30 protein-coding genes and 1 pseudogene are annotated in these 26,262 nt (G+C 73.3%); 16 read left to right on the top strand and 15 right to left on the bottom strand.

The annotated features are described in order from the left end of the window. Positions 1–83: 83 nt before the first annotated feature. The 4 genes from GXP74_RS19670 to GXP74_RS19655 all read right to left on the bottom strand — a co-directional run bounded on the left by GXP74_RS19670 (position 84) and on the right by GXP74_RS19655 (position 3,352). Entirely contained in the window at positions 84–941 is an 858-nt protein-coding gene (locus tag GXP74_RS19670; protein ID WP_182452761.1) for an LLM class F420-dependent oxidoreductase, read from the bottom strand. A gap of 45 nt (positions 942–986) precedes the next feature. Next, complete coding sequence (locus GXP74_RS19665; protein WP_182452760.1) at positions 987–1,583, bottom strand: GNAT family N-acetyltransferase; 597 nt, start codon at positions 1,581–1,583, stop codon at positions 987–989. Positions 1,584–1,622: 39 nt separating this feature from the next. After that, positions 1,623–2,261 (bottom strand): GNAT family N-acetyltransferase, encoded by a 639-nt coding sequence (locus GXP74_RS19660; protein WP_182452759.1) that lies wholly within the window; start codon positions 2,259–2,261, stop codon positions 1,623–1,625. 155 nt (positions 2,262–2,416) lie between these two features. Beyond that, entirely contained in the window at positions 2,417–3,352 is a 936-nt protein-coding gene (locus GXP74_RS19655; RefSeq protein ID WP_182452758.1) for a LysR family transcriptional regulator, read from the bottom strand. A 134-nt stretch (positions 3,353–3,486) separates the two neighbouring features. Between GXP74_RS19655 and GXP74_RS19650 the strand changes: the two genes are divergently transcribed. Continuing rightward, the gene (locus tag GXP74_RS19650; protein WP_182456544.1) at positions 3,487–4,731 is read left to right on the top strand and encodes an MFS transporter; all 1,245 of its coding nucleotides are present in this window, start codon (positions 3,487–3,489) and stop codon (positions 4,729–4,731) included. 157 nt (positions 4,732–4,888) lie between these two features. Next, entirely contained in the window at positions 4,889–5,239 is a 351-nt protein-coding gene (locus GXP74_RS19645) for a PRC-barrel domain containing protein (RefSeq protein ID WP_182452757.1), read from the top strand. 193 nt (positions 5,240–5,432) lie between these two features. Here GXP74_RS19645 and GXP74_RS19640 read toward each other — a convergent pair whose 3' ends face one another. From GXP74_RS19640 to GXP74_RS19615, 6 genes are all read right to left on the bottom strand, one after another. Then, entirely contained in the window at positions 5,433–5,711 is a 279-nt protein-coding gene (locus GXP74_RS19640) for a hypothetical protein (RefSeq protein WP_182452756.1), read from the bottom strand. 639 nt (positions 5,712–6,350) lie between these two features. Continuing rightward, the gene (locus GXP74_RS19635) at positions 6,351–6,515 is read right to left on the bottom strand and encodes a hypothetical protein (RefSeq protein ID WP_182452755.1); all 165 of its coding nucleotides are present in this window, start codon (positions 6,513–6,515) and stop codon (positions 6,351–6,353) included. Positions 6,516–6,719: 204 nt separating this feature from the next. After that, positions 6,720–7,568 (bottom strand): ABC transporter permease, encoded by an 849-nt coding sequence (locus GXP74_RS19630; protein WP_182452754.1) that lies wholly within the window; start codon positions 7,566–7,568, stop codon positions 6,720–6,722. Then, positions 7,565–8,536 carry an ATP-binding cassette domain-containing protein gene (locus tag GXP74_RS19625; protein ID WP_182452753.1) on the bottom strand — a complete coding sequence of 324 codons (972 nt, stop codon included), beginning with the start codon at positions 8,534–8,536 and terminating at the stop codon, positions 7,565–7,567. Before GXP74_RS19625 ends, GXP74_RS19630 begins: the two co-directional genes overlap by 4 nt. A gap of 5 nt (positions 8,537–8,541) precedes the next feature. Continuing rightward, the gene (locus GXP74_RS19620; RefSeq protein ID WP_182452752.1) at positions 8,542–9,435 is read right to left on the bottom strand and encodes a DUF4097 family beta strand repeat-containing protein; all 894 of its coding nucleotides are present in this window, start codon (positions 9,433–9,435) and stop codon (positions 8,542–8,544) included. 101 nt (positions 9,436–9,536) lie between these two features. Then, positions 9,537–10,064: a hypothetical protein gene (locus tag GXP74_RS19615; RefSeq protein WP_182452751.1), complete on the bottom strand. Its 528-nt coding sequence runs from the start codon at positions 10,062–10,064 to the stop codon at positions 9,537–9,539. Positions 10,065–10,316: 252 nt separating this feature from the next. Here GXP74_RS19615 and GXP74_RS19610 point away from each other — a divergent pair, with 252 nt between their 5' ends. Further along, a complete protein-coding gene (locus tag GXP74_RS19610) occupies positions 10,317–10,865 on the top strand; it encodes a hypothetical protein (RefSeq protein WP_182452750.1) in 549 nt (182 codons plus the stop codon). Between the two features lie 205 nt (positions 10,866–11,070). Here GXP74_RS19610 and GXP74_RS19605 read toward each other — a convergent pair whose 3' ends face one another. Further along, positions 11,071–12,204, bottom strand: coding sequence for an NAD(P)/FAD-dependent oxidoreductase (locus tag GXP74_RS19605; protein ID WP_182452749.1), 1,134 nt, complete (start codon positions 12,202–12,204; stop codon positions 11,071–11,073). Positions 12,205–12,304: 100 nt separating this feature from the next. Here GXP74_RS19605 and GXP74_RS19600 point away from each other — a divergent pair, with 100 nt between their 5' ends. From GXP74_RS19600 to GXP74_RS19585, 4 genes are all read left to right on the top strand, one after another. Next, positions 12,305–13,033: a TetR/AcrR family transcriptional regulator gene (locus tag GXP74_RS19600; RefSeq protein WP_182452748.1), complete on the top strand. Its 729-nt coding sequence runs from the start codon at positions 12,305–12,307 to the stop codon at positions 13,031–13,033. Positions 13,034–13,076: 43 nt separating this feature from the next. Beyond that, positions 13,077–13,886, top strand: a complete 810-nt coding sequence (locus tag GXP74_RS19595; protein ID WP_182452747.1) for a DUF4253 domain-containing protein — start codon at positions 13,077–13,079, stop codon at positions 13,884–13,886. 138 nt (positions 13,887–14,024) lie between these two features. Further along, positions 14,025–14,732 carry a hypothetical protein gene (locus GXP74_RS19590; protein ID WP_182452746.1) on the top strand — a complete coding sequence of 236 codons (708 nt, stop codon included), beginning with the start codon at positions 14,025–14,027 and terminating at the stop codon, positions 14,730–14,732. A gap of 54 nt (positions 14,733–14,786) precedes the next feature. After that, a complete protein-coding gene (locus GXP74_RS19585) occupies positions 14,787–15,752 on the top strand; it encodes a LysR family transcriptional regulator (protein WP_182452745.1) in 966 nt (321 codons plus the stop codon). A 179-nt stretch (positions 15,753–15,931) separates the two neighbouring features. Here GXP74_RS19585 and GXP74_RS19580 read toward each other — a convergent pair whose 3' ends face one another. Together GXP74_RS19580 and tkt are read right to left on the bottom strand one after the other, a co-directional pair. Next, positions 15,932–16,555: a hypothetical protein gene (locus GXP74_RS19580; RefSeq protein ID WP_182452744.1), complete on the bottom strand. Its 624-nt coding sequence runs from the start codon at positions 16,553–16,555 to the stop codon at positions 15,932–15,934. A gap of 220 nt (positions 16,556–16,775) precedes the next feature. Next, positions 16,776–18,977, bottom strand: a complete 2,202-nt coding sequence (gene tkt / locus GXP74_RS19575; RefSeq protein ID WP_182452743.1) for a transketolase — start codon at positions 18,975–18,977, stop codon at positions 16,776–16,778. 412 nt (positions 18,978–19,389) lie between these two features. Here tkt and GXP74_RS19570 point away from each other — a divergent pair, with 412 nt between their 5' ends. From GXP74_RS19570 to GXP74_RS19540, 7 genes are all read left to right on the top strand, one after another. Then, entirely contained in the window at positions 19,390–19,716 is a 327-nt protein-coding gene (locus tag GXP74_RS19570; RefSeq protein WP_370468556.1) for an ArsR/SmtB family transcription factor, read from the top strand. Between the two features lie 48 nt (positions 19,717–19,764). Next, a complete protein-coding gene (locus GXP74_RS19565) occupies positions 19,765–20,442 on the top strand; it encodes an NAD(P)H-dependent oxidoreductase (protein ID WP_182452742.1) in 678 nt (225 codons plus the stop codon). 171 nt (positions 20,443–20,613) lie between these two features. Further along, complete coding sequence (locus GXP74_RS19560; RefSeq protein ID WP_182452741.1) at positions 20,614–20,829, top strand: hypothetical protein; 216 nt, start codon at positions 20,614–20,616, stop codon at positions 20,827–20,829. Continuing rightward, positions 20,813–21,325, top strand: coding sequence for a DUF6879 family protein (locus tag GXP74_RS19555; RefSeq protein ID WP_182452740.1), 513 nt, complete (start codon positions 20,813–20,815; stop codon positions 21,323–21,325). Before GXP74_RS19560 ends, GXP74_RS19555 begins: the two co-directional genes overlap by 17 nt. Continuing rightward, the gene (locus GXP74_RS19550; RefSeq protein ID WP_182452739.1) at positions 21,322–22,152 is read left to right on the top strand and encodes a Scr1 family TA system antitoxin-like transcriptional regulator; all 831 of its coding nucleotides are present in this window, start codon (positions 21,322–21,324) and stop codon (positions 22,150–22,152) included. Before GXP74_RS19555 ends, GXP74_RS19550 begins: the two co-directional genes overlap by 4 nt. Before the next feature lie 180 nt (positions 22,153–22,332). Further along, positions 22,333–23,196, top strand: coding sequence for a radical SAM protein (locus tag GXP74_RS19545; protein WP_225448048.1), 864 nt, complete (start codon positions 22,333–22,335; stop codon positions 23,194–23,196). A 9-nt stretch (positions 23,197–23,205) separates the two neighbouring features. Beyond that, positions 23,206–24,003: a hypothetical protein gene (locus GXP74_RS19540; protein WP_182452738.1), complete on the top strand. Its 798-nt coding sequence runs from the start codon at positions 23,206–23,208 to the stop codon at positions 24,001–24,003. Between the two features lie 21 nt (positions 24,004–24,024). Here the strand turns inward: GXP74_RS19540 and GXP74_RS19535 are convergent, their stop codons facing one another. Both GXP74_RS19535 and GXP74_RS19530 read right to left on the bottom strand, forming a co-directional pair. Next, positions 24,025–24,441 (bottom strand): VOC family protein, encoded by a 417-nt coding sequence (locus GXP74_RS19535; RefSeq protein WP_182452737.1) that lies wholly within the window; start codon positions 24,439–24,441, stop codon positions 24,025–24,027. A gap of 27 nt (positions 24,442–24,468) precedes the next feature. Next, positions 24,469–25,350, bottom strand: a complete 882-nt coding sequence (locus tag GXP74_RS19530) for a MerR family transcriptional regulator (RefSeq protein WP_182452736.1) — start codon at positions 25,348–25,350, stop codon at positions 24,469–24,471. A gap of 138 nt (positions 25,351–25,488) precedes the next feature. Between GXP74_RS19530 and GXP74_RS19525 the strand changes: the two genes are divergently transcribed. Both GXP74_RS19525 and GXP74_RS40475 read left to right on the top strand, forming a co-directional pair. Further along, positions 25,489–25,890 (top strand): nuclear transport factor 2 family protein, encoded by a 402-nt coding sequence (locus GXP74_RS19525; RefSeq protein WP_182452735.1) that lies wholly within the window; start codon positions 25,489–25,491, stop codon positions 25,888–25,890. Next, a pseudogene (locus GXP74_RS40475) lies at positions 25,891–26,028 on the top strand (short-chain dehydrogenase); the annotation flags it as partial. Positions 26,029–26,262: the final 234 nt, after the last annotated feature.

The raw sequence follows: 26,262 nt of genomic DNA, 5'->3' as shown, positions 1-26,262 counted from the left end.
CTGTTCCCATGATCCACCACGGCCGCGTCCCGGTGGGGGGCGGCGCGACGGAGCGGTGCCCGCAAGCGGCCGGGCGCACCGGTTCAGCCCTGCAGTGCCTCGGCCAGTTGCCGGTAGCCGACCTCCGGCAGTTCGCCGTCCTCGGTCAGGAGTTGGACCACGACCTCGTCCGCGCCCGCGCGCAGGTGCGCGCGCAGCGCGTCGGCGGCCTGCTCCGGGGTGCCGTGCGGGGCGAGCGCGTCGATCAGCCGGTCGCTGCCCCCGCCGGCCAGGTCCTGGTCGGACCAGCCGAAGCGGCGCAGGTTCGAGGTGTAGTTGGCCAGGCTCAGGTAGGGCTTCTCGACGCGGGGGCGGCCGATCGCGCGGGCGCGGACCGGGTCCGCCTCCAGCACCACCTTCTGCTCGGGTGCGAGCAGGGCGTCCGGGCCCAGGATCTCGCGGGCGGTGCGGGTGTGTTCCGGGGTGACCAGGTAGGGGTGGGCGCCGCCGGCGCGGTCGGCGGCCAGCCGCAGCACCCGGGGGCCGAGCGCGGCCAGTACCCGCCGGTCCTGCGGCACGCCCTCGGCGTCCAGCACGTCCAGGTAGGACACCAGTGCCTCGTAGGGGCGCACGTACCGCTCGCCGGTGAACTCGCGGTGGCCGGCGCCGATGCCGAGCAGGAACCGGCCCGGGTGGCGTTCCTGCAGCCGCTGGTAGGAGGCGGCGACGGTCTTGGCGTCGTCCTTCCAGATGTTGACGATCCCGGTGGCCAGGCCGATCGTCGAGGTCGCGTCGAGCAGTCGCTCGGCCGCGGCCAGGTCACCGTCGGGAGACCCGCCGATCCAGATGCGTCCGTAGCCGAGCTTCTCCAGCTCGACGGCCAGTTCCGGTGTCAGGCCGTCGGCGTTTCGCCACACCGCGAGCGTGCCCGCCCCGTCGCCAGTCCCCGCGTTCGCCACCATGCACTGCTCCCTGATGCTCGTCCGGTCCTCGACCCGTCCTGCGGGTCAACCTACCCGCGGCCGGACGTGTTCCCGCTCTCCCGCGCTGACTTGGGGCATTTCCCTCAGTTCCTTCACCAGCAGTTCGAACCGCAGGTCGCCGCGCGTGGGCCGGCCGAAGCGCTCGTTGCCGTAGGGGAAGTCGCTCAGCTGCCCGGTGCGGGCGTAGCCGCGGCGCACGTACCAGGCGATGAGGTCCTCGCGGACGCTGATCACCGTCATGTGCATCTGCCGGGCGCCCCACTCGGCACCGGCCAGGCGCTCGGCCTCGGCGAGCAGCCGCCTGCCCAGGCCGCCGCCCTGCAGTTCGGGACGCACCGCGAACATCCCGAAGTACGCGTGGCCGCGGCGGTCCTCCACCTGGCAGCAGCCCAGGAGCGCGCCGTCGGACTCGGCCACGAGCATCCGGCTGTCCGGGCCCCGCAGGACCGCCAGCACCCCCTCGGAGTCGGTCCGCCGCCCCTGCACCAGGTCGGCCTCGGTGGTCCACCCCGCGCGGCTGGACTCCCCGCGGTAGGCCGACTCGATCAGCGCGACCAGGGCGGGCACGTCCGCGGCGGTGGCGGTACGGAAGGTCGCGGGCGCGACTGGCTGGACATCCATGACGGCGGAACTCCTGGGGTACGAGGGTGCGCCCCCAGGCTACAGAACCGTCCCACCAGGCGTTGGGCCGACCGGAGGCCGCTGCCTCGTCACCGCGCCTCGGTCCCGAACACCGGCATACAGGGCCAGCCACTGGTCGATGCGCGGCACGCCGTCGGCCGAGCGCCGCTGCTGCCCGTGGGGGACGTAGCCGAGCTTGGCTGGCCCCGCCCGGGACGCCGCGTTGTCGGCGAACGCCGTCGAGGCGGCCTCCACCGCGTCCAACCCGGCGAAGGCCAGGTGCAGCACGGCGGCCCGCAGCTCGGTGCCGATGCCCCGGCCCTGGAACGGCAGGCCCAGCCAGGAACTGGTGGACACGCTGCGCGTGACGGCGAAGTCCCGGGCGAACATGCTCTGCTCCCCGACGGGTTCGCCCCCGAAGAACACGGTGAGGTTCAGTGACCAGTCCGCCGGCTTCCAGCGTCCCGGGTCACTCCAGTGGGACTGGACGACGCCGCGGCACAGTTCGGCCGCTGGGGCCTGGGTCCACGGTGCCAGGAACGGCATGTAGTCGGGGTGGTGGATTCCGGCCGCCGCGACCTCGGCCAGTTTCGTCAGCTCCTGCGGGGCGGGCAGGGCAAGTTCCAGGCGCGGGGTCTTGAGACGGAGACCGAGCGGGGGGAAGTGATCGGCGAGCACGCCGCATCCTCTCCGAGACCGGCGGTGGCGGTCACCGGGATTTCCGAGCCGCCGCGCCCACCGCACGGCGCCCACCGCGCCGCGCCCGCCGCGCCGCGCCCACCGCGCCGCGCCCGCCGCACGGCGCCGCCCGGGTCCCGCTGGCCCGCGCGGGTTCAGTGCGGCAGTACCCAGGCCGGGACCCAGGTCCCGGCGGCGCTGTGGCCGCCGGCGGTGGCGGCGAGGTGGGCGCGCAGGGTGGCCAGCGCCGGGTGGGGGTTGTCGCGGTGCCACAGCAGCGAGTGCGGGTAGACCGGTGCCGGGTCGGTCACCGCGATGCGGCGCAGGCCGTGGTCGGCGGGCCAGACCAGGCGGCTCCGCCCGCCCATGAAGGTGGCCAGCGCCGGGGTGTCGGCGACGGTGTCGAGCAGCGCGTCGGAGCCGAAGTTGGGGCCGGTCGCCTCGATGGTGAGGCCGAACTCGGCGGCCAGGTCGTCGTAGTAGGCGGCCCACTCGGTGCCGGGGACGATGCCGGGCATCCAGATCCGGTGCCCGGCGAGCTGGGCGAGGGCCACCGACCGGGCCCCGGCCAGTGTGTGGGCGGGGCCGGTGAGCAGGTGCAGCGGCTCGTCGAGTACCCGGAGCGACTCGATGTCCTCGGGCAGCGGCCGTCCGGGCACGGCGACGGCGCGGAAGGAGGCGTCGATCGCGCCGGAGCGGATGGCGGCCACCGCCGTCTCGACGTCGAACAGCATCATCACGTCGAGCTCGATGTCGGGGTACGCCCGGTGGAAGTCGCGCATCAGGCCCGACTGCGCGCTGCGCGAGGCGATCACGTCCACGCGCAGCGGACGGCGGCCGGTGCGCACCGAGGCGACCGCGCGTTCGGCGACGCGCAGCAGTTCGCGCGCGTGGGGCAGGAACGCCTGCCCGTCGATGGTCAGCTCGGCGCCGCGCGCGGTGCGGGTGAACAGCCGCACCCCCAGGTCGCGCTCCAGTGCGGCGATGCGCTTGGAGACGGCCTGCTGGGTGACCGCCAGCTCGGCGGCGGCCTCCTGGAACTGCCCCGCCTCGGCGGCGGCGAGGAAGGTCCGGACGGTGTCGAGGTCCATGCCGACACCCTAAGGGCACAACCGGTGGTTGTGGCTGGTGGCCCTGTGGTTGTTTGCTCCCAGGGTGGGGTGCTCGCTTTGATGGATCCGATCACGGATCGGTTGTGCGAGTGAACGGCAAGGGGGCGGCGGGCATGGGGCTGGGGCGGCGGTTCGGGTGGCTCTGGGCAGCGTACGGGACCAGCGCGCTGGGCACCTGGCTCGCCTTCGGCGCGTTCCCGCTGATCGCCATCCGGGTGCTGCACGACGGACCGGCCCAGGTCGCCGCGCTCTCCAGCGTGGGGACGGCGGTGGGCGCGGCCGTGGCGGTGCCGCTCGGCCCGTGGGTGGAGTTCCGCCGCAAGCGGCCGGTGCTGGTCGCGATGGACCTGCTGCGGTTCGCGGCGCTGCTGACGATCCCGGTGGCGTTCGCGCTCGGCGTGCTCAGCTTCGTCCAGCTGCTGCTGGTCTCGGTCCTCGTCGCGGCGGCCGACATCACCTTCCGCGCCGCCTCCGGCGCGTACCTCAAGGCGCTGCTGCGGGCCGAGGACCTGCTGGTCGCCAACGCCCGGTTCGAGTCCACGTCCTGGACCACCACGATCATCGGACCGCCGCTGGGCGGGCTGGCGATCGGGCTGCTCGGCCCGGTGGCGACGGTGGTGGCCGACGCGGTCAGCTACCTGCTGTCGGCCCTGGGCATCCGCGCGACCGGCACCGGCGGGCCCGAGCCGCGGCCCGAACCGCGCCCGGCCGCCCGGCTGCGGGCATCGGACCTGCTCGACGGCTGGCGGTACATCCTCGCCGACCCGACACTGCGTCCGCTGTTCTTCAACACCGCCCTGTTCAACGGCCTGGTGATGGCCACCGTGCCGCTGCTGTCGGTGCTGATGCTCGGCCGGCTCGGCTTCACGCCGTGGCAGTACGGCCTGGCCTTCGCCGCGCCCTCGATCGGCGGGCTGCTCGGCTCGCGGCTGGCCCGGCCGCTCGTCGCCAGGTTCGGGCAGCGCCGGATCCTGGTCGCCTTCGGGGCGCTGCGCACCCTGTGGCCCGTCGGCCTGGCCTTCCTGCGGCCGGGGAGCAGCGGGCTGGCGCTGGTGATGGGCGTCGAACTCGGGCTCATCTTCTGCTGCGGGGTCTTCAACCCCGTCTACGCCACCTACCGCCTGGAGCGCACCGCGACCGACCGGCTCACCCGCACGCTGTCCGCCTGGACGGTGACCACCAAGGCCTCCGCCGCGCTGCTGACCGCCGTCTGGGGCGTGCTGGGCACCCTGCTCGGCCTGCGTACCGCCATCGGCCTGGCGGGGGTGTTGCTGCTGGCGACCCCGCTGCTGCTCCCGCGCCGCGCGGCGGCGCTGCCCGCCGAACCGTCCCCGGCCCCGGCCCCGAGCCGCGCCTGACCGGCGGCCGGGCCGACCCCGCCGGGGGTGTGCCGGTTCCGAGTGATCCCCGGTGATCGCGCGTAAGGCGCGCGGACCGGGACAGGAGGACCCTCAGGCGGCAATCCCGCTGCCCCGATCGGCACAGGTGGTTCCCACCTCGGCGAAAGGCGTTTCCATGGAGAACGGTGTGTGGGGTTACCAGGAGAGCTCCGGCTACCAGACCGGCACCGATCTGACCGGCTACCGGGTCGAGGCGAGCGACGGCCACATCGGCAAGGTCGACGAGCACTCCCAGGAGGCCGGCGCCGGATACCTCATCGTCGACACCGGACCGTGGATCTTCGGCAAGCAGGTCATGCTCCCGGTCGGCACCATCACCCGGATCGACACCCCCAACCGGACCGTCCACGTGGGACGCACCAAGGACGAGATCAAGGGCTCCCCCGAGTTCGACCGGACCACGCACATGGGCGACGTCGAGTACCAGCAACTGGTCGGCGGCTACTACGGCATGTGGCCCATCTGACCACCCCGCCCGGCGCCGCGCGGCTCGCCGCGACGTGACGCCGCCCGCCACGCTCCCTCCGCGAAGGGGCGCGCCCCGCGCGCCCCTTCGCGTTCCCATGCCCCCGTGCGCGTCGCGAGCCCGGCACCCCGTCCACCACGGACGACCCCCTGGATTGGGCATGGGACAGGTTCTCGGCCTGCAATCCCCCCGGCTAAAGAAACAGTAGAATTGCAATAACGACTGCAGTGAAGAGTGACCCGATCACCAGGAATGCGACTCCCAGCAACGGGATGATCACGCGAGCAGCAGGCGCATCCCTCAGGAACTGATCGTACGTAATTCCGCGATGGAGCACCTTACTGCGAATTTCGAGCGGATTAAACAGCGCCACAACGCCAACGAAGGCAGCGAGGAGGCACAGGGGAAGCACTTCAAAAGCGATCTGCGGACCGGATATGCCGCCGCCGTGACCAGTCACACGAACGAGCACCCCTCTCGGTAGTATGCACCTGCGCTCGCCACCGTGAGGCCGCAGACAGGATGCGAATCAGAGTCTTGCCGGATGGTCACCGAGACGTTGAGGCGCCCCTCGTGAACGTGCCGCTTCCGTCGCATTCACCCCCGTCAGGGCCGACGCAGGGCCGTATTCCGTTCTCGCCTTCCACGACATTCAAGAATATCTCGCAGGCACCCACCGGCGGAATATCTCCGAGGAGATCGAGGGAGCAGCCGGAACTGTCGTCGGAATTCCAGTCGTCAAAGCCCCACGTCCCCGACCGTACTTTCCCCTCGAATATCCCGGCGTCGTTGCTCGGGATTGATACTCCCGCCGCCGTGAAATTTCCATCCTGCTGCGGTGTGATGGATCCCTCGCTCGGGCTCACCCATACGCCGCTTCTCGCCACGAAAGTCCCTCGGTTCGGAATCTCCGAGCTGCAGCCGGGAGGCCTCCCCCGGGAGGAGGCCGGCATGGCAGCCCTGCACGAGATTTAGTAATACATCCGCGTGCCCCAGTCAAATTTCCCACACCCTACCCCGCCCGCAAAGGGGAAATTCCAGGCAATACGGTGGAGGGGCCCGTCCTCTGTCCCGTGGCGGAGCAGGGAAAGCCGCCGGGCCGGGGGGTGGGTCAGCGGTGGGCGCGGTTGCGGCGGGTGAAGCGGGTTCCGAAGAAGAGCAGGTCGGCGACCAGCAGGACGATGCCGAGGACCAGGAGGTAGAACAGTCCGTGGGCGACGGCGCCGACCAGGCCCAGGGCGATCGCGATGATGACCACGAGCAGGAACAGGGTCATGGCGGGCTCCTCGGTCCGACGGCGGGTGTTCGCGGGCGCGCGGGGCGGCGGGCCGCGTGCTTCGGGTCGGCGTCGGCGGCGGGCGGCCGGTGCGGGCCTCGGCGCCCCCCACGTCCGGTAGCACAGCGCCTACCCGGCCGCGCCGCGCACAAACCGCTGGTGCGGCGGGTGCGCGGCGCGGCCGGGCGGGTACCGGCTGAGGCCTCAGCTCGGCTTCGGTTCGCGTTCGTACAGGCGTCGGGACCAGGCGTAGGACAGGGCGGCGACGCCCACGCACCAGGCGAGGGTGATGACCAGGTTGTCGCCGATCCCGGTTCCGGTCAGCAGGCCCCGCAGGGTCTCGTTGACCGGGGTGAACGGCTCGTACTCGGCGAACCAGCGCAGCCCGGTCGGCAGGGAGGCGGTGGGCACGAAGCCGCTGCCCAGGAACGGCAGCAGGGTCAGGAACATCGGCGAGTTGCTGGCGGTCTCCACGCTCTTGGCCGACAGTCCCAGGCCCACGCACAGCCAGGTGATGGCGAAGGTCAGCAGCAGCACCACGCCGAGGGCGGCGAGCCAGTCGAGCGGGTCGGCGTGCGGCCGGAAGCCGACCGCGATCGCGGCGCCGGTGACCACCGCGACGCCGATCAGCGTCTGGATGGTCGCGCCGATCACGTGCCCGGTCAGCACCGAGGAGCGGGCGACGGCCATGGTCCGGAAGCGGGCGATGACGCCCTCGGTCATGTCCTGCGCGACCGCGATGGCGGTGCCCTGCGCGGCGGCGGCCACGGCCATCAGGATGATCCCCGGGGCGACGTAGTCCGCGTACGCGGCCCGGCCGCCGTGCAGGCCGGGGGGCATCGCGCCGCCGAGCCCGGAGCCGAGGGTCCCGCCGAAGACGTAGACGAACAGGAACAGGAACAGCAGCGGCATCAGCAGGACCATCAAGGTCAGCGACGGGTAGCGGCGCATGTGCCGCAGGTTGCGGCGCAGCATGATCCGCGCGTGGACCAGGGCGTGGGTGCGGTCGTCGGCGGTTTCCAGGCCGGTGGCGTCGATCGTCGCGGTGCTCATGGTCGGGCTCCCTGCCTGCCGGTGAGGGCGAAGAAGACGTCGTCGAGGTTCGGGGTGCGTACGGTGAGCGTCTCGACCTGGACCGAGGCGTCGTCCAGTTGCCGCAGCAGGGCGCGCAGGGTGTCGGCGCGGCTGTCGCCGGGCAGTTGCAGGGTGAGCGCGTCGTCGTCGCGGCCGGTGGCGGCCAGTACGGTGGCGGCGGCGTCGAGTTCGGCGCGGTCGGTGAAGGCCAGTTCGATGTGTCCGCCGGGGACGCGTGCCTTGAGTTCGGCGGGGGTTCCCTCGGCGACGATCCGGCCGCCGTCCAGGACCGCGACGCGGTGGGCGAGTTGGTCGGCCTCCTCCAGGTACTGGGTGGTGAGCAGGATGGTCGTGCCCTGGGCGGCCAGTGCGCGGATGATGTCCCACATGGTGTGGCGGCTGCGCGGGTCCAGGCCGGTGGTCGGCTCGTCGAGGAAGATCACCTTCGGGTCGCCGACCAGGGTCATCGCCAGGTCGAGTTTGCGTTTCATGCCGCCGGAGTAGGTCGAGGCCGGTTTGTCGGCGGCCGGTGCCAGGGCGAAGCGCTCCAGCAGTTCCTCGGCGCGGCGGCGGCCGGCGCGGGTGGGCAGCAGGTGCAGGTCGGCCATCAGCATCAGGTTCTCGCGGCCGGTGAGGTAGCCGTCGACGGCGGAGAACTGGCCGGTGACGCCGATCGCGCGGCGGACCGCCTGCGGGTCGCGGGCCACGTCCCGGCCCGCGACCCGGATCTCGCCGGCGTCGGGGCGCAGGTAGGTGGTCAGCAGGTGGACGGCGGTGGTCTTGCCTGCTCCGTTCGGGCCGAGCAGGGCCAGGATCGTGCCCTGGGGGACGGTCAGGTCGATGCCGTCGAGCACGGTCTTGTCGCCGAAGGACTTGCGCAGGCCGCGGGCGCGGATCGCGGCCGGGGCGGTGGTGCCCACGCCGGGGCCGGGGTTGGTGGTGGTCACGGGGGTCACGCCTCCTGGTCCAGCTTCGGGGCGCGGCGGATGGTGATGTCGCCGAGCTTGGTGTCGGCGTGGACCTCGACCTTGTCGACCGGCTCGCCGCTCTGGGGGGCCTCGGCGGAGGCGAGCTCGTTGTAGACGCGGCCGACGCCGGTGTTCAGCTCCAGCCAGGCGGCGCTGCCCTCGCGGACGCCGACCTCGACGCCGCCGTTCTTGGAGCCGGCGGTCACCTTGCCGCGTATCACCTCGCTGATCCGCACCTCGCCGTTGGCGCTGGTGGCGGTGACGTCGGACAGCGCGCGGTCCACCGCGACCGAGCCGTTGGAGGCCTTGACGGTGGCCGGTCCGGTGACCAGGCCGACCCACAGCTTCCCGTTGCCGGTGGAGACGTCGGCGGTGCCGTCGATGGCGACGATCCGGATGTCGCAGGAGCCGCCGTGGATCTGGGCGGTGCCGTTGACGGTCTCGACGCTGATCGCGCCGACGCCGCTGCGCAGGTTCAGCGGCCCGGTCTCGGCGAGCCGCACGGCGCCCAGGTCGGTCTTGAGCGCGACCGCGCCCAGGACGCCCTCGGACTCGAAGTCGCCGAGGCCGGCCTCGGCGCGGACGTCGGAGTCGGTGGGCAGCTGGATGACGACGTCGATCGAGTCGGGGCGCTTGTTGCTGAAGTTGACGAACCGGCTGCGGGGCTTCTTGGTGATGACGCTCAGCGTCCGGGTCTCGTCGTCGTACTCGACGCGGGTGTTCTCCGCGGCCTTGACGTCGCCGGCCCGCTTCGGGTCCCTGGGGCGGACCTCGACGGTCGTGTCGGCGCGGTCGGCGGCGACGAAGCGGACACCCGCGGCGTACAGGTCCAGGGCGACGGCGATCGGGGCGGGGGTGGCGAAGGTCGACAGGGACATCTCGGGGGTCCTTAACTGCTCAGGGCGGGTGATCGGCGGGTGATCGGTGGGTGCATCGGTCCTGCGGTGGCGCGGTGGTTCGGGGTGGCGCTCGGCCGCGGTCAGCGGGCCCAGCCGCTGTAGCTCTGGCCGACGGACCGGTCGGGCTGCTGCGCGGGGGCCGGGCGGGTGGCGAGTCGGCCCTCGGTCGCCAGCGCGGCGACGACGGCCCGCACGATCCAGGTGTTGACGGAGAGCCCGCCGGTGGCGGCGGCGTCCTCGGCCAGGGCCTTGACGTTGGCGGGCAGCCGCAGGTTGATCCGGACCATGGCGGCGTCGTCGCCCTCGGCCGGCGGCAGCCGCACCTCGACCGGTCCGGCCGCGGTGTCGGCGGCGGCCGGGGCGGCGGGCGGCGGCGTCACCACGAACCCGGCCGTCCCGCCCCGCAGCCGCACATCGACCGAGCCGGGCGCGAGCTCGGCGGAGATCTCGTCGGCGGCGGCGGAGAGCGCCTCCAGCAGGGTGAGCCGCACTGCGGAGTCGAGCGACGGCAGGAGCCGGTCGGCGAGCGCGCGGGCGTCCTCGCCGCCGACCTCGGCCGCGGTCCTCAGCTCGCGGCGGAGGTTTTCGACGTACTGGGTGAGTTCCATGGCTCTAATGTGGCACCACTTTGGCACCAATGCAAGCGCCATTGGCTCAGGATGGCGTATTAGCAGGTCAGACGTAGTACTGGGGATGCGCCTGGGTGGCGTCAGGCGATGCCGAGGGGTTCCCTTGTCGGGTCGGGTGGCACCGGATGGTGCCGAGTGGCGCTGGTTGGCGTCATGTGGTGCCACCGCGCCGCCACTCCGCTGCGCGGGGGGCGCTGGCGCGGGCGGGGTGCGGCGGGGCACAGTGTCGCCATGTCCGAACGACGCGAACGCCGCCGCCTGCACGCCCGAGCCCGAGCTCTCGGGGTCCCCGTCGAGCAGGCCCGGCGTCGCCCCGCGCCCGCCCCCGCGCGGCGGCCGCTCCCCCCGGAGCCCGCCTGGCCGCGCACGGTGCTGCCGGACCGGGGCGAGGAGCAGCGCGGGGACTGGCGCGGGGACCGGGGCGAGGAGCAGCACTGGGAGCAGCACGGGGGCCGGGGCCAGGAGCAGCGCGGGGACTGGCACGGGGGCCGGGGCCAGGAGCAGCGCGGGGGCAGCGGGGAGCGGGGCCAGGAGCAGCGCGGGGGCAGCGGGGAGCGGGGCCAGGAGCAGCGCGGGGACTGGCACGGGGGCCGGGGCCAGGAGCAGCGCGGGGGCAGCGGGGAGCGGGGCCAGGAGGGGCGTGGGGGTCTGGGTGGTGCTTCTCAGGCGGTGTGGGTGCGCTGTTGTGCGGCTACCCGGACGCGGGAGGTCCTGGCCGGTGGCACGGTCGTGATGCTGACCGTCCATGCCGTCGGGTGCGCGGTGTGGACCGCGCGCTGAGTGTGGTTACCGCGCCGCTCGGGTGACCGCTCCTGTCTCCAGGGCGACCCACAGCGCGCCGTCGGGCCCGGGGGCGATGCCGTAGGGGCCGGCGCCCTCGTCCACCACGCGGACCTCGCTGATGGCCGGGGTTCGACCGGGCGCACGGCGGCTCCTGACGGGGTTCGGGCGACGTTTGCGACCGTTGTCGCGGTTCGTTCACCTCCTAGGCCCGGCCGGGCTGCCCGGGTCCGGTGAACAGGTCGATCAGGCTGTGCGGTGAGCGTTCACCGAAGAGGAGTTCGTGCAGGTCGGCGCCGTCGGCGGCGGCCGCGGCGCTGCGTGGGAAGAGGGCCTGCTCGTAGGCGGCGAGCGCGGTCTCGGGGTCGTCCGGGTGGGCGGCGAGGAGGCGGCCGAGTTCGGCGCCGTCGTACATGGCCAGGTTGGCGCCCTCGCCGTTGGGGGCCGCGAGGTGGGCGGCGTCGCCGAGCAGGGTCACCCCCGGGACCCGCTCCCAGCGGTGGTCGACCGGCAGGGCGCTGAGGGGGCGCAGGACCGGGGCGCTCTCGCCGTCGGTGATCAGCGCGGTGAGCTCCGGTGCCCAGCCGTCGAACTCGCGGGCGATCCGGGCGGCGGCCGCGGCGGGGTCGGTGAAGTCGACGGCGGCGAACCAGTCCTGCGGCTCGGTGAGCGCCACGTAGGTGTGCAGGGTGCCGCCGTTCTCCCGGTGGGCCTGGATCCCCTTGCCCGGCGCGAGCGCGAACAGCGCCCCGGCGCCGACCGCCTTCGCGGTGGCCGGGTGCCGGGTGTCGGCGTCGAACAGGTAGGTCTCGACGAAGGACCTGCCGATGTACTCGGGTACCGCGCCGGACAGCAGCGGCCGCACCCGCGACCACGCGCCGTCCGCGCCGACCAGCAGGCCGGCGGTGACGGTGGCGCCGTCGGCGAAGACGACCTCGTGGCGGCCCGGGCCCAGGGCGCGCACGGCGCTGACCTTGTGCCCCCAGCGCACGGTTCCGGCCGGGAGCGAGTCGAGCAGGATCCGCCGCAGTTCACCGCGCAGCACCTCGGGGCGGCCGCGGGCGCTGTCGTCGTCGAACAGGACCGTCCCGTCCGGGGCCAGGATCCGGGTCGCCTCGCGGCCCTCCAGGATCAGGCCGCGGAACTCCTCGCCCAGGCCTGCCGCCCGCAGGGCCGACTGGCCGGTGTCGTCGTGGATGTCGAGCATCCCGCCCTGCGAGCGCGCCGTCGCGCGGGGCTCCGCCTCGTAGACCGCGGCCGGGATTCCGTGGACGTGCAGGACCCGGGCGAGCGTGAGGCCGCCGAGCCCGGCGCCGATGATCGTGACCTCGGTACGCATCGGGACTCCTTCGCAGAGGGGGGAAGCCGGGCGGACACCCGACCGTCTGGAACGTCGTTCCATTGTTGGAACGGCGCTCCAGATATGTCAAGCTGGTCGTATGGCAACGCGAACGCGCCGGTCACCGCGGCGTACGCAGGCGCTCTCGCGGGAGCGCATCGTGGCGGCCGCGGTCGAACTGCTCGACGCGGTCGGCGAGGACGGGCTGACCTTCCGGGCGCTGACCGAGCGCCTCGCCACCGGGCCCGGGGCGATCTACTGGCACGTGGCGAACAAGGGCGAGCTGCTCGGCGCCGCGGCCGAGGCCGTGGTCGGCGCGGCGCTGGCGGTCGAGCCCGCCGGGGCCCCGGGCTCGCCGCGGCAGGAGATCCGCGCCCTGGCGCTCGGCCTGTTCCAGGCGATCGAGGAACACCCGTGGCTGGGCACGCAGTTGTCGACGCAGCTGGCCCGCAGTCCCTGGGGGCCGGTGACGCCGCGGATCTTCGAGGGCGTCGGCCGGCGGGTCCGCGCGCTGGGCGTGCCCGAGTCCGGGTGGTTCGCGGCGGTCTCGGTGCTGGTGCACTACATCCTGGGCGCCGCCGGGCAGAACGCCGCGAACACCGCGGGCGCCCGGGCGCTGGGGCCCGGCACGGACCGCGCCGCCTTCCTCGACGGCGTCTCGCGGGCCTGGGAGGCGCTGGACCCCGAGGACTACCCGTTCACCCGGGCGTTCGCGGACCAGCTGCGCGGGCACGACGACCGCGAGCAGTTCCTGGCCGGGGTCGACCTGGTGCTGGCCGGCATCACCGCGCTACAGCTGCCCGGCGACCGGCCCCCACCCACCGTCTGAGTTCCCATCTGCCGTACCCCGCAACGGCGTTACTCTGTGGCACGTGAGTGAACCCGATGCCCGCTCGTCACTGGACCTGCTCGCCGCCGACCCCACCGGGGCGCGGCTGGACCTGCTGCTGCCCCAGGGCCAGGTGGTGGACGACACCGCGGGCGCCGCGGCCCTGTGGCTCAGCGACGGCGCCGCGGACGCCGCGCTGCTGGCGCGGGCGCACGGCGCGGTGGAGCGGACCGGACTGTGGCCGGTGCTGCTGAACATGGAGGGGATCGAGCTGCCGCCGCGAGCGGAGCAGCCACCGGCCCCCTCCGGCGCCGAGCCCCGGCCCGGCGCGGAGGCGGTCCTGGCCCAGTGGTCCGTCGGGCTCGAACCCCGCCGGCCGGACCACGACCACCGCGGCTGCGGGACCTGCCTGGCGCTGCTCGAATCGCGCCGGTCCGAACCGGTCAGCCGGATCACCGCCCGGTGCGACCAGGACCCCGCGCGCACCGCCGCCGCGGTGGCCGGGTACGCGGCGCCCTTCGCGCCGCGCCTGGCCCTGGTGGCCTGCGCCCGCAGCGCCGACGTGCCGACCGTCCTCGGCTGGGACGGCCCGGCCCGCACCGGTCGCCCGATCGCGCACCACTCGGCCGTGCTGCGGCGCTGGGAGGAGCGCTACCAGCTGCGGGTCGTCGCGCTCCACGGCGCGGGCCTGGTGTGCAGCGTCGCCTCGCCGCCCAGGACGTTCCAGCGGGCGCTCGGACTGGCCGTGGACCACCTCGCCTTCTGCCCGGACCTCGCGGGCGAGTTCGAGTCGGTGAACACCCAGGCCGAGGAGCTGGTCGGCACGGCGCTGTGGTCGTTCCACTGGGACTGACCCCCAGGCCCCGGGCGACCGCCCGGGGGGGGTGAAGCAGGGCTTGTGGCCGGGGTGAAGCAGGGCTTGCTTCCTCGGGTCGGGGGCGGTCGGCACAGTGGAGCGGACCACCCCTCCCCCGCCCGACCAGGAGTCACCATGCCCCAGCGGATCACCGCGCCGACCGCCCTGCTCGTCCTTGGCGCCGTGGTGGGCGCGACCGCGACCGGGTGCGGCGCGACGGCCGCCGCGCGCCCCGGGACCGCGCCCCCCACGACCACGACCACCGCCGCGACGGCGACCGCGTCCGCTGCCGCCGCGGGCGGCGGACGCGCGGGCGGCGGGGGCTGGACGCTGAGCGCGCCCGGGTCGGCGGCGGGCCTGGCCCGGTTCCAGCCGCCCGCCGCCGAGTCGGCGAAGCTGACCCAGTCGCTCGACCGCACCGCCCAGGAGCTGGGCCTGACCGGCAGCACCGTCGAGGCGGTCTACGCCGATCCCGCCCAGGGCGGCTACCTGGTCTTCGCCGGGCTCAACGGCTCCGGCTACACCCCCTCGGTGCTCGGCCGGATGGCCCAGGTTCCGGCCACCCGGCAGGACGGGACCGGGGACCGGATCACCCAGGACTGGCAGCCGACGTCCGCGGGCGACCACGGCGGGCAGGCCGGCTGCCAGGAGACCATGGTCCAGTCCGGCAGCCTGGCGGTCCTGTCGTCCGCCTGCCTGTGGCTGACCGCGACCACCTTCGGCCTGGTCACCTACTACCCCGACACCGGCAGCGACGACTTCCTGACCAACACCCCGGCCGGCGTGGTCGCCCCGCTGATGCGCCAGGTGCGGGACGCCGTCGAGCGGCCCGCCGGTCCGTGATGGACTGTCCCCGGCCGACCGGCCGACCGAGCGGGCGAACGCCGAGGAGCGGGTGTGGATCTGGAGCCCAGGCGGCTCGTCGTGCTGCACACCGTGCAGCAGGCCGGGGGGATCGCCGCCGCCGCGCGGCTGCTCGGCATCAGCGCGTCGGCCGTCTCCCAGACGCTGCGCCGACTGGAGCGGGAGGCCGGGGCGCCGCTGCTCGACCGGACCGAGGGCCGGGCCGAACTCACCCGCGCCGGACTGGCGTTGGCCGCCTACGGGGGCCGGATCGCCGAGGAGCTGGCCGCCGCGGAGCGGGAGCTGGCCGGTACCGGCGCGGCGGGGGTCCAGGGGCCGGTGTCGATCGGTGCGGTGCTGGCCGTGCTCACCACCCTGGCCGCCCGCGCGACCGCCTCGCTCGCCGAGCGGTATCCGCAGCTGCGGCCGCGGCTGTGCGAGACCTCCCGCGCGGACGGGCTGCGGGCCCTGCGCCAGGGCGCGCTGGACGTGCTGCTGATCACCGGCGACCAGGAGCACCGGCCGTCCCCGCCGCCGGACTGCGGCCTGAGGGTCCTCGCCCAGGAGCAGTACCGGGTCGGGGTCCCCAGCGCCTGGGGCGAGCCCCCGGCCGGGGCGGCCGCCTTGGCGGCCGTGCCCTGGATCGGGGCGCCGGACGGGAGCGCGCGGGCGTGGGCCCACGCCCGGCTGGCCGCCGAGCTCGGGCTGCCGCAGTCGGCGGCCGCGCACCGGGCGACCAACTGGTCGGCCGCGGCGGCGATGGTCCGCGCCGGGCTGGGCGCGGTCGTGCTGCCCGGCTCGGTCGCCTCACGCACCGCGGGGCTGACCCTGCTGCCGGTCCCGGTGCCGGGCACCTTCGAGACCCTGGCCCTGCACCGGCTCACCGCCCCGGGACAGGTCCGCGCCCCGGTGGCGGCGGTGCTGACCCGGCTGGCCGAGGTCACCTTGGACGTCGCCGAGGAGCTCTCGCGGGCCGGGCTGCTGGAACGCGAACCGGTGGTACGCGCGGTCCTGACCTGACAGGCCGCTCCCCCGGACCGGCCCCGCCCCACCGGACCGGTCACGCGGCTGAGGCCGCTCACCTCAACCGCGTGACCCGCACCCCGGACAACCCCTGGCAGCAGGCGACTCCCAGCGGCGGACAACCCCTGGCGGCAGGCGACTCCTGGTAGCAGGCGGCTCCTAGCAGGGGGCGGCTCCTAGCAGGGGAGGGTGGAGTGACCGGCCGCGCCGGTCGCGCCCGTGGCGCCGTCCGTGGTGGCGGTGGCGGCGGTGCCGTCGCCGCCGGGCCGGCCGGGACACACCGGGCTGGCGGCGCCGCCGGCGCCGCCCGTGCCGCCCGTGTGGCCGCCCCCGGCGGTGGAGGCCCCGCCGTTTCCGCCCCTACCGCCGCCGATGCCGCTGCCGGCGTTCCCGACGCCGCCCACGCCGCCCTTGCCGCCGGTACCGCCCTGGGTGGCCGCGCCCCCCGAGCCTCCGGCTCCGCCGTTGCCGTTCGCGCCGCCGGCGCCACCGGCGCCACCGGTACCGCCGATGGACCCGGTGCCGCCGGCGTTGCCGCCGACGCCCCCGTTGCCGCCGTTGCCGTTGGCACCCGAGGCGCCACCGACGCCGCCCAGGCCACCGATGCCCCCGCTGCTACCGACGCCGTTGGCGCCGTTGCCGCCCGGCGAGCCGATGGCGGGCCGAAGGACGGCGACCCGGGTGTGGGCCGCGGCGGCGCGGCCGCTGGCAGACGCCGGGCCGGGGGCGATGGTGAGACCGGCCACCGCGATCGCGGCGACCAGCAGAGCGCGGGAGAAAGTGCTGCGCGTAGAGCGCATGAGGTGCCTTTCGGTTTTTCGCAGCCGGAGATTCTCTCCTCCGACTGACAGGAAACGCCGGTCCGCGATAAATCGGACGAACGCCATAGCAGGATTAATATCCAAGAAAAGCCGAACCGAAAGGAATTCGTATGTCACAATATGCTCTTTTTGGGCCGTCGCGGCAAGGGCCGTTCGGGTACTTTTCTTCCCGCGCCGCGGGCGACCGGGGGCGCCGCGGTCAGGGACGGTCGCCGGTCCCGCCCTGGCCGGGGGCGGCGGTCTGCCGCTGTCCGCCGGGGCGCGGGGTCCCGTGGCTGTCGTGGACGCTGTCGTGGGCGGCGGCGGCGACCGCCCGGGGGGTGATGCCGAACTCGGTGTAGAGGCGCTGGTAGTCGGCGGAGGCGCCGTAGTGCTCCAGGCTGACGATGCGTCCGGCGTCGCCGACCACCTCGCGCCAGCCCTGGCCGACCGCCGCCTCCACACTGACCCGGGCCCTGACCTGCGGGGGCAGTACCTGGTCGCGGTAGTCGAGGGGCTGGGCGTCGAACCACTCCCGGCAGGGCATCGAGACCACCCGCGCCGCCAGGCCGTCCGCGGCCAGCAGCTCGCGGGCCTCCAGGGCGATCTGCACCTCGGAGCCGGTGGCGACCAGGATGACGTCCGGTACCTTGCCGTCCGCCGGGCCGGCCAGGACGTAGCCGCCCCGGGCCGCTTCCCGCGCGGGGGCGTACTGTCCGCTGTCGCGGTCCAGGACCGGCAGGTTCTGCCGGGAGAGGATCAGCCCGGCGGGCCGGTCGTCGTGCTCCAGGATGGCGCGCCAGCAGGCGGTGGTCTCGTTGGCGTCGGCGGGGCGCACCACGTCCAGGCCGGGGATGGCGCGCAGCGCGGCGAGGTGTTCGACGGGTTGGTGGGTGGGGCCGTCCTCGCCCAGGCCGATGGAGTCGTGGGTCCAGATGTAGGTGGCGGGCAGTTTCATCAGCGCGGCCAGGCGGACGGCGGGGCGCATGTAGTCGGAGAAGGTCAGGAAGGTGCCGCCGTAGGGGCGGGTCAGGCTCTGCAGGGCGATGCCACCCAGGACCGCGCCCATGGCGTGCTCGCGGATGCCGAAGTGCAGGGTGCGGCCGTAGGGGCCGCCCTTCCAGTCCTTGGTCTGGCGGTCGGCCGGGACGAAGGAGGGCTCGCCGTCCATGGTGGTGTTGTTGCTCCCGGCCAGGTCGGCCGAGCCGCCCCACAGTTCCGGCAGCACCGGTGCCAGCGCGGACAGGACCTCGCCGGAGGCGGCGCGGGTGGCCATGCCCTTGGCGTCGGCCGCGAAGACCGGCAGGACGTCGGTCCAGCCCTCGGGCAGCCGCTGCGCCTGGAGCCGGTCCAGCAGCGCGGCGCGCTCGGGGTTGTCCGTGCGCCAGGCCGCGAAGGCCCGGTTCCACGCGGTGTGGGCCTGGTGGCCGCGGTCGGCGGCCTGGCGGGTGCGGGCCAGGACCTGGTCCTCGACGGTGAAGTGCTGGGCCGGGTCGAAGCCCAGCAGGGTCTTGGTGGCGGCGATCTCGTCCTCGCCCAGCGCCGAGCCGTGTGCCTTGCCGCTGTTCTGCTTGGTGGGGGCGGGCCAGCCGATCAGGGTGCGCAGCATGATCAGCGAGGGGCGGCCGGTCTCCGCGCGGGCGGCCTCGATCGCGCTCAGCAGCGCGTCGACGTCCTCGACGTAGGCGCCGGTGCGGGTCCAGTCGACGCTCTGCACGTGCCAGCCGTAGGCGGCGAAGCGGGCCGGGACGTCCTCGCTGAAGGAGACGTCGGTGTCGTCCTCGATCGAGATGTGGTTGGAGTCGTAGAAGACCACCAGGTCGCCCAGTTCCTGGTGGCCGGCCAGGGAGGCGGCCTCGCTGGTGACGCCCTCCATCATGTCGCCGTCGGAGGCGATGACGTAGACGTGGTGGTCGAAGGGGCTGGTACCGGGTTCGGCGTCGGGGTCCAGCAGGCCGCGTTCGCGGCGCGCGGCCATCGCCATGCCCACCGCGCTGGCCAGGCCCTGGCCCAGCGGTCCGGTGGTGATCTCCACGCCGCGGGTGTGCCGGTGCTCCGGGTGCCCGGGCGTGGCCGAGCCCCAGGTGCGGTAGGCCCGCAGGTCCGAGAGCTCCAGGCCGTAGCCGGTGAGGTAGAGCTGGATGTAGAGGGTCAGGCTGGAGTGTCCGCAGGAGAGCACGAACCGGTCCCGTCCCAGCCACCGGTCGTCGTTCGGGTCGTGCCGCATCACGTTCTGGAACAGCAGCTGTGCCAGCGGGGCCAGGCTCATCGCCGTCCCGGGGTGGCCGTTGCCGACCTTCTGCACCGCGTCGGCCGCCAGCAGCCGCACCGTGTCCACCGCCCGCACGTCCACCGCGTCCCAGCCGGCCCGCTCGGCCACCGGCCGCGCCAGTGCCTTGTCCCGCTCGAATCCGTTCCCCATGCCACAGCCCTTTCGCCGTCAGTCGCCCACGTCATCGCCCACGCCGTCCGCGCACCCGCGCGGCCGCCGCCCGTCGGCGCCGCGGGCGGCCGGTCGCTCCTGGGCCTGCCCGCGCGACACGGCGGGACGGGTGCGGTGCTGCCAGGGCGCGTACCCGCGACCCGTGCGGCAACGCCTGCGGCGAGGTGCCGTTCCCGGACAGCACGGGAACGGCGCCCGGCCGCCGGCGCGAGGGGCGCCGGGCCCGTCCGCGTCACCCCCAGCTTCCTGTCCATCGGATCCGCTGGCGCGCGGATACCACCATCCGGGCCACGGCGGCATCGGCGCGCTCAGCGCGCGGCCGGGCCGGACGGGGGTGGGATCGAGATATCGTGATGTGTTGATCGCCCGCTGAGAGGAGTGGCCGGTGGCCGTGCCCGAGGGACCGGATCCGCAGGACCTGGTGGAGGTGTTCAAGGCGCTGGCCAACCCCGCCCGGCTGCAGATCATGGCCTGGCTGAAGGACCCCGAGGCGCACTTCGAGGCGTACCAGCCGATCGCGGACCGCCGGTCGGTCGGCGTGTGCGTCACCCACATCCAGGCGAAGCTGGGACTCGCCCAGTCGACCGTCTCCAGCTACATGGGCACGCTCGAACGCGCGGGACTGGTACGGCCGACCCGGATCGGCAAGTGGACCCACTACCGGCGCGACGAGGAGCGGCTGGCACGACTCGCCCGCGAGATCGGCACCGCCCTGTGACCACACCCATCCCATTGACGCATCGGGATATGTCGATATGATCTGGTCATGTCGAAGCCCGATGACGCGCGCACCGCGCTGATCGTCCACGCCCACCCCGAGCCAGGCTCGTTCAGCACCGCCCAGATGTCCACCGCGGCGCGGGCGCTGCGCGAGGCCGGGTACGCGGTCGACGTGCTGGACCTGTACGCCGAGGGGTGGTCCCCGGTGCTGGACCGCGACGGCTTCGCGGCCGAGGGCTACTTCAAGCCCCAGGCCGAGCAGTTGCGCGCGGTCCGTGAGGAGACGCTGGACCCCCGCGTCCAGGACCACCTCGACCGGGTGCTCGCCGCCGACCTGCTCGTCTTCTCGTTCCCGCTGTGGTGGTTCTCGGTGCCCGCCATCCTCAAGGGCTGGGTGGACCAGGTCTTCGTGATGGGCGCGGCCTTCGGCGGCGACCACGGCATCTTCGAGCAGGCCGCGCTCAGCGGCAGGCGGGCGATGCTGCTGCTGACCACCGGCGGCTCCCGGGAGTCGTTCCAGCCCGGCGGCGCCCTCGGGTCGCTGCACGACTTCCTGTTCCACATCCACCGCGGCATGTTCGAGTTCGTCGGCTACCGGCCTCTGGAACCGGTGGTCACCTACGGCCCGGCCCACCTGAGCGACCAGGAACGGGCCCAGGCCCTGGCGGCGGTCAGGCACCGCGTCACCCTCGCCGCAGCGCTCCCGCGCCTCACGGCCCGCTGACGCCCCCGTCGCGGCGCGGGGTCGGCGGCCCCGGCGGGGGCTTTCGGCCTTCTCTCGTGATCGACTATTCGAGGACGGGAATATCCGCGTTTCGGCATGGACGCACCGCCGCACCGTCCGTAGCGTCGTCCGCGTGGCCGGGAAGTCCCCGGCCGGCCAAGGGGGTTGGACATGGCAGAGAAGACCGCTCTTACGCGTCTCACCGGCAGCGGGGACGGCTCCGGCGAGTGCGGGCAGGGTGACTGCCCGAACGTCTACGCCACGGATCGCAGGTCGTTCGTCTTCCAGGGCGAGCACTTCACCGGCTTCCAGCCGCCGGAGGGCGAAGGGCTTGTGGAGATCCCGGAAGCGGTGCTGCGGGAGGCGTTCCGTGCTCTTGGATGGTGAGGAATGGCAAGCAAAATTCCGAGAATTCACCAAGGAGGCGTGGCGGCTGGAAACGCTGCCCCAGTACCTGGTACCGCAGGAAGCCGACGAGTTCTCCCGTTTCAAGAACGGGGAAGCACTGGTCCACGCGGCCGAGGACGCCTGGACGTCCCAGATCCGCCGACACAGGGCAGAAGGGCGGATCACGGGCAGGGTCCACGTCGTCACGCGTCCGCTGAGCGACTACCTTCGCTTTGAGTTCTCGCGGTACTACCGGCACGGCGCAGACGCGGGAGAGGAAATCCGAATCCTGGATGTGACACACCGGCCGAACCCGCTCGAAGGATTTCAGGACTTTTGGTTCTTCGACCGCTCGACCGTCGTTCTCATGAACTACGAGCCCGACGGAAGGCAGATCAACCGGGTTCTTCACGAGGGAGTGATCGATCCCTATCTTGAGGCCCAGCGAATCGCCGTCGCCGAGTCGGTTCCATTTCAGGAGTACGTGACCGGGTGACGCTCGACCCGGAGCAGCTCGGCCAGTCCCAGGCTGACCTTGCTGAAATTCTGAAGGAGCTTCGCCGGCGAGCCGGGCTGTCAGGGGCTCGCCTCGCCGAACGTTGCAATATGTCTCAGCCCAAGATCTCAAAGATCGAGACCGGCAGAACAGTCCCGACCCTGGTTGACGTCGAGCGCATCCTGCGGGCTCTCGATGCCCCACCCTCCCTCGCAGCCGAGGTCAGTGCGCTCGCTCGTATCGCGAACACGGAGTGGCAGGACTTTCGCTCCATGCGACGCAAGGGGCTGGAGAAGAAGCAGAATGAGCTGGCGCACCTGGAGCGGTCGTCCGCGGAGCTCCGATTCTTCCTCCCCACGATGATCACCTCTCTGCTGTCGACACCGGAGTACATCCGGGCCACGCTGGCCGGCGTTCCCGGTGATCATGCGAAAGCAATCGCGCGAAAGCTGGACAGGCAGTCGATCCTCTACGACACCTCGAAGGAATTTATATTCCTGCTGACCGAACAGGCTGTGAGATGGCCGCTGCTCCCCCTCCCGGCCATGGCCATGCAGATTGATCGGCTCGTGTCCGTCAGCCGCCTTCCCGGCGTGCGCCTCGGTGTGCTCCCCCTGGCCGGACACATGCCGCTGGCTCCAGTGAATGTGTTCACGGTATACGACCGGAGAATGGCCACCGTGGAAACGTCCACCGGGGTCATGGTCTTCAAGGACCCCAGGGACACCGAAAGCTATCTGGATGAATTCTCTTCCTATGAGCGGCACGCCTCGTGGGGGGATGACGCACGGAACCATCTCGGGCTGTGGGCGCAGCTCTTCCGGTGATCTTTAGTCCACAACGGGAATAAGACTGGTCGGCTCCCTGCCGACCGTCGGATCATCGTTTCGACGGTCGAGCGGCATCCGGCGTCGCGGCAGCGCGGGAGTGCGCGCGCCCTGGTCGGTCGGCTGTCCTGCCGGCCCCTTCGGGCCGGTGGTACTGCACCGACCGGAAGGGCAGTGACGGTGACTACCACCATCGAACCGGCGCAGGCTGACAGGGGGCGCAGGCGGCTGGTGTCCTTCGACCTGACGCGCAAGTGCCAGCTTGCCTGCACGCACTGCTACAACGGGTCCGGCCCGGCGGGCACGCACGGCACCATGACCCGCGACGACTGGACGCGGGTCCTGAACCAGGCCGCCGAGTACGGCGTTTCCAGCGTCCAGTTCATCGGCGGGGAGCCGACGACGCACCCGGACCTGCACCAGCTCACCGGCCACGCGCTGCACCTGGGCCTGGCAGTCGAGGTGTTCAGCAACCTGGTGCGCGTCACGGAGGCCGACTGGACGCTGTTCGCGCTCCCCGGTGTCTGCGTGGCCACGTCCTACTACTCGGACCAGGTCTCGATCCACGACGCCGTGACCGGCCGGGCAAGCCACGGCAGGACCCGCGCCAACATCGGACGGGCCGTGCGCCTGGGGATTGCGCTGCGGGTTGGGATCGTCACCGTGGGCGGGTCGGACGACGGCGGCGCTGCCCGGGCGGACCTCGAAGCCCTCGGCGTGACCCGTATCCACGTCGACCGTGTGCGGGAGTTCGGGCGCGGGGCACGGGGCCGTGCCGCGGACATGAGCGAGCTGTGCGGCCACTGCGGCGCCGCTCGTACCGCCATCGACCCCACCGGGAAGGTGTCCCCGTGCGTGATGTCGGCGTTCGTCGGCGTCGGCAACGTCAAGGACGACCCTCTCGGCTCTATCATCGACGGCACCGCGATGCGGCAGGCCACGGCGTCCATTCGGGCGGCGGTACGGGGGCGCGCGGCGTGTGCCCCGGCCGATGAGGAGTGCAACCCGGGCTACCCGCCGAGTGAGTGCAACCCGAAGAACTGAGGGAGCCGCATGCGTGACAGCCTTCCCGGTCCGCAGTTCTGGGCCCGGATCCGCTCGCACACCGGTGAGGTGACCGAGGTTCAGCGCACCGCGCGGGGCTTCATGTCGGACCTCACGGCGCTGGTCGAGTGCGAGAAGGGGCCGTTCTTCTTGAAGGCTGTCGCCAACCGGCCCGGTGGCCGCCGCGATTCCATCATCAGGGAGAGACGGATCAATGCCGCGGTGATGCCCATCTCCCCGGGCCTGCGGTGGTGCGCCGAATCCGATGAGTGGATCGTCCTCGGGTTCACGGCCGTGGCGGGAAGGACATCCGACTTCACCCCTGGGTCCGGTGACCTTCCCGCCGTCGTGGCATTGCTCAACCGCATGGGTGCGCTACCGCTGCCGCGGGTGGCGCGGGACTGGACCGAAACGCGATGGGACCGCTTCGCGGCCGGTCAGGCGGAGGCGACGCTGTTCCGTGGCGGGGCACTCCTGCACACGGACATCAACGAAAGCAACCTGCTCATCGGGGATCGGCAGGCCTGGGCCGTGGATTGGGCATGGCCGACGCGTGGAGCGGCCTTCATCGACCCCGCGTGTCTGGTGGTGCAACTGGTCGCCGCCGGGCACCAGGCCCAGGATGCCGAGTCCTGGGCCGCGCGGTGCCCGGCGTGGACGAGTGCGGACCCCAGGGCGCTGGACGCCTTCGCCGCCGCGAGCACGCGCATGTACCAGCGGTTCGCCGAGCGCAAGCCGGGTTCCTGGTTCGACTCCATGGCGGCCGCCGCTCGGCGGTGGGCGGCAGGGCGGGGCGTCACGCTCTGAGCGGTCCGGCGCTCCCGCGCCTCACCGCCCGCTGACGCCCCCCTCGCGGGGCGGGGCCGGCTGGATCAGGTCCCAGCGGTTGCCGTACAGGTCGTGGAAGACCGCGACCGTGCCGTACGGCTCCTGGCGCGGCGCCTCCTCGAAGAGGACTCCGGCTGCCCGCATCCGCTCGTAGTCGCGGTCGAAGGTGTCGGTGTTCAGGAACCAGCCGACCCGGCCGCCGCTCTGGCGGCCGACGGCGGCCCGCTGCCGCCGGTTCGCGGCCCTGGCCAGCAGCAGGCCGCCCTCCCGCGCGCCCGGCGGGCCGACGACCACCCAGCGTTTGCGGTCGTCGATCCGCGTGTCCTGTAGCAGGTCGAAGCCGAGGCGCTCCACGTAGAACGCGATCGCCTCGTCGTAGTCGCGCACGACAACGGTCACCAGCCCGAGATGAGACATCCTGTGATCATGCCGCCACGCGGCGGGTCATGTCCGCTCCCCGTCGCCGGTGCGGCCGGTGCGGCCGGTGTGGCCGGTGTGGCCGGTGTGGCCGGTGCGGAAGACCGGCCAGCAGACCTCGGTGCGCCACCGCGCGCTGTCCGGGGTGTGCCGCTGGCCGACCAGGTAGTACTCGCGGATGGGGCCGTCGAGGGCCAGCGCGTGGCGTGAGACGTGGGTGGCCAGCGCGCCGTAGGCGCGGTCGGCCCCGGACGGCGGGCCGCTGTACTCGATCACGGCGAGTTCCACGCCCGGCACGAGCAGCGGTTCGACCCGGCCCAGCGGCCGCACCGGGCCCTCGCACGGGACGAAGACGGTGGCCTGGCCCCGGTGCAGGGTGAACACCTCGTCCGCGAACACGCCGCCGGCCGGGCCGCTCTCCCTCAGGCCCTGGCCCGCCACGGTCGCGAACAGTTCGCCCAGGGCGCCCTGGAACCAGGCGCCGACGTCGCGCGCGTCGACCACCGCGGTGACCGCCGCGGCCCGCACCGGGCCGACGTCGCGCAGCGCGATGCCCGCGCCGCCGCCGGGGGCGGGCGCGGTGAGCAGGTCGCGCAGCGCGGCGACCGCGCGCTGGGTGCGGCCCAGTTCGTCCTCCAGGCGGCGCAGGTGCGCGCCGATGTGCTGGTTGCGGGTCTCCACGTCGCAGGCGGCCAGCACCGTCCTGATCTGGTCCAGCGGCATCCCCAGGTCCCGGAACCGGCGTACCACCTGGGCGGTGGGGATCTGGTCGACCGAGTAGCGGCGGTACCCGGTCCGCGGATCGACGCCGTCCGGCTCCAGCAGGCCGACCTCGTGGTAGTGGCGCAGGGTCTTGACGGTCATGTGGGTGGCGCGGGAGAAGTCGCCGATCGACAGGTAGCTGGTCACCCGTCGATTGTGCGCCCTCCCCCTGGGGGAGGGTTCGGCGGACCGGCCGCGCTTGACCCTCCCGCCGCGGCCGACCGCACGGTGGTGCCCACGGCCGGATCCCGGCCGGTCCACCGAGAAGCAGGGAGCTGATCGACCATGCCGCAGACCACCACCGACATCGACCGGACCGTGGAGCGCTACCTCGCCGTGTGGAGCGAGCCGGACGCCGCCGCGCGCCGCGGCGCCGTGGCGCGGCTGTGGGCGCCGGACGGCGTCGAGTTCGTCGAGGGCGCCCAGTTCCGCGGCCACCAGGGCCTGGTGGAGCGGGTCGCGCAGGCGTACGAGTTGTTCGTCGGCTCCGGCGAGTACCGCATCGCGCGCGAGGAGCACGTCACCGTCCACGGCGACATCGTGCGGCTCACCATCCAACTGGCCTACGCCAGGGGCCCGCGGGCCGGGGAGGTGGCCTGGGCCGCGCGGGTGTTCCTGGTACTGGACGAGGACGGCCGGATCCGGCAGGACTACCACCTGACCGTACGGCCGCTGCCCGCGGCGTAATCCGCGACGGACCTGAACCGGCACGCGGGCAGGCAGAGCGTCGAGCAGGGCGCCGAGATCATCGTGCGGATGGCGCGGCTGGGCCCGGACGGCCCGACCGGCGGCTACTTCGACGCGGCCGGCCCGCTGCCCTGGTAGCCCCCACCACGGCCACCGGGGCCGGCCGCCGCCGCGGCGTCCAGCGACTTCTCTTACGGGGCCGCTGCCGGACCGGTGCTCAGCGCCCTGCCATCAGCGCAGTTCACAGCTCATGGTGGAAAAGAACACGGGGGATCTTGTCCCCCTCGCACTCTTGGTATTGAGTACCCCTCACGGTGCCGACGGCGGCCCGGGCGCAGACCCGCCCGCCGTCCGGCACCCCTGGAGGGGGGA

It is taken from the genome of Streptacidiphilus sp. P02-A3a (assembly GCF_014084105.1).
GTDB lineage: Bacteria > Actinomycetota > Actinomycetes > Streptomycetales > Streptomycetaceae > Streptacidiphilus.
This window is presented reverse-complemented; position numbering and strand designations above follow the sequence as displayed.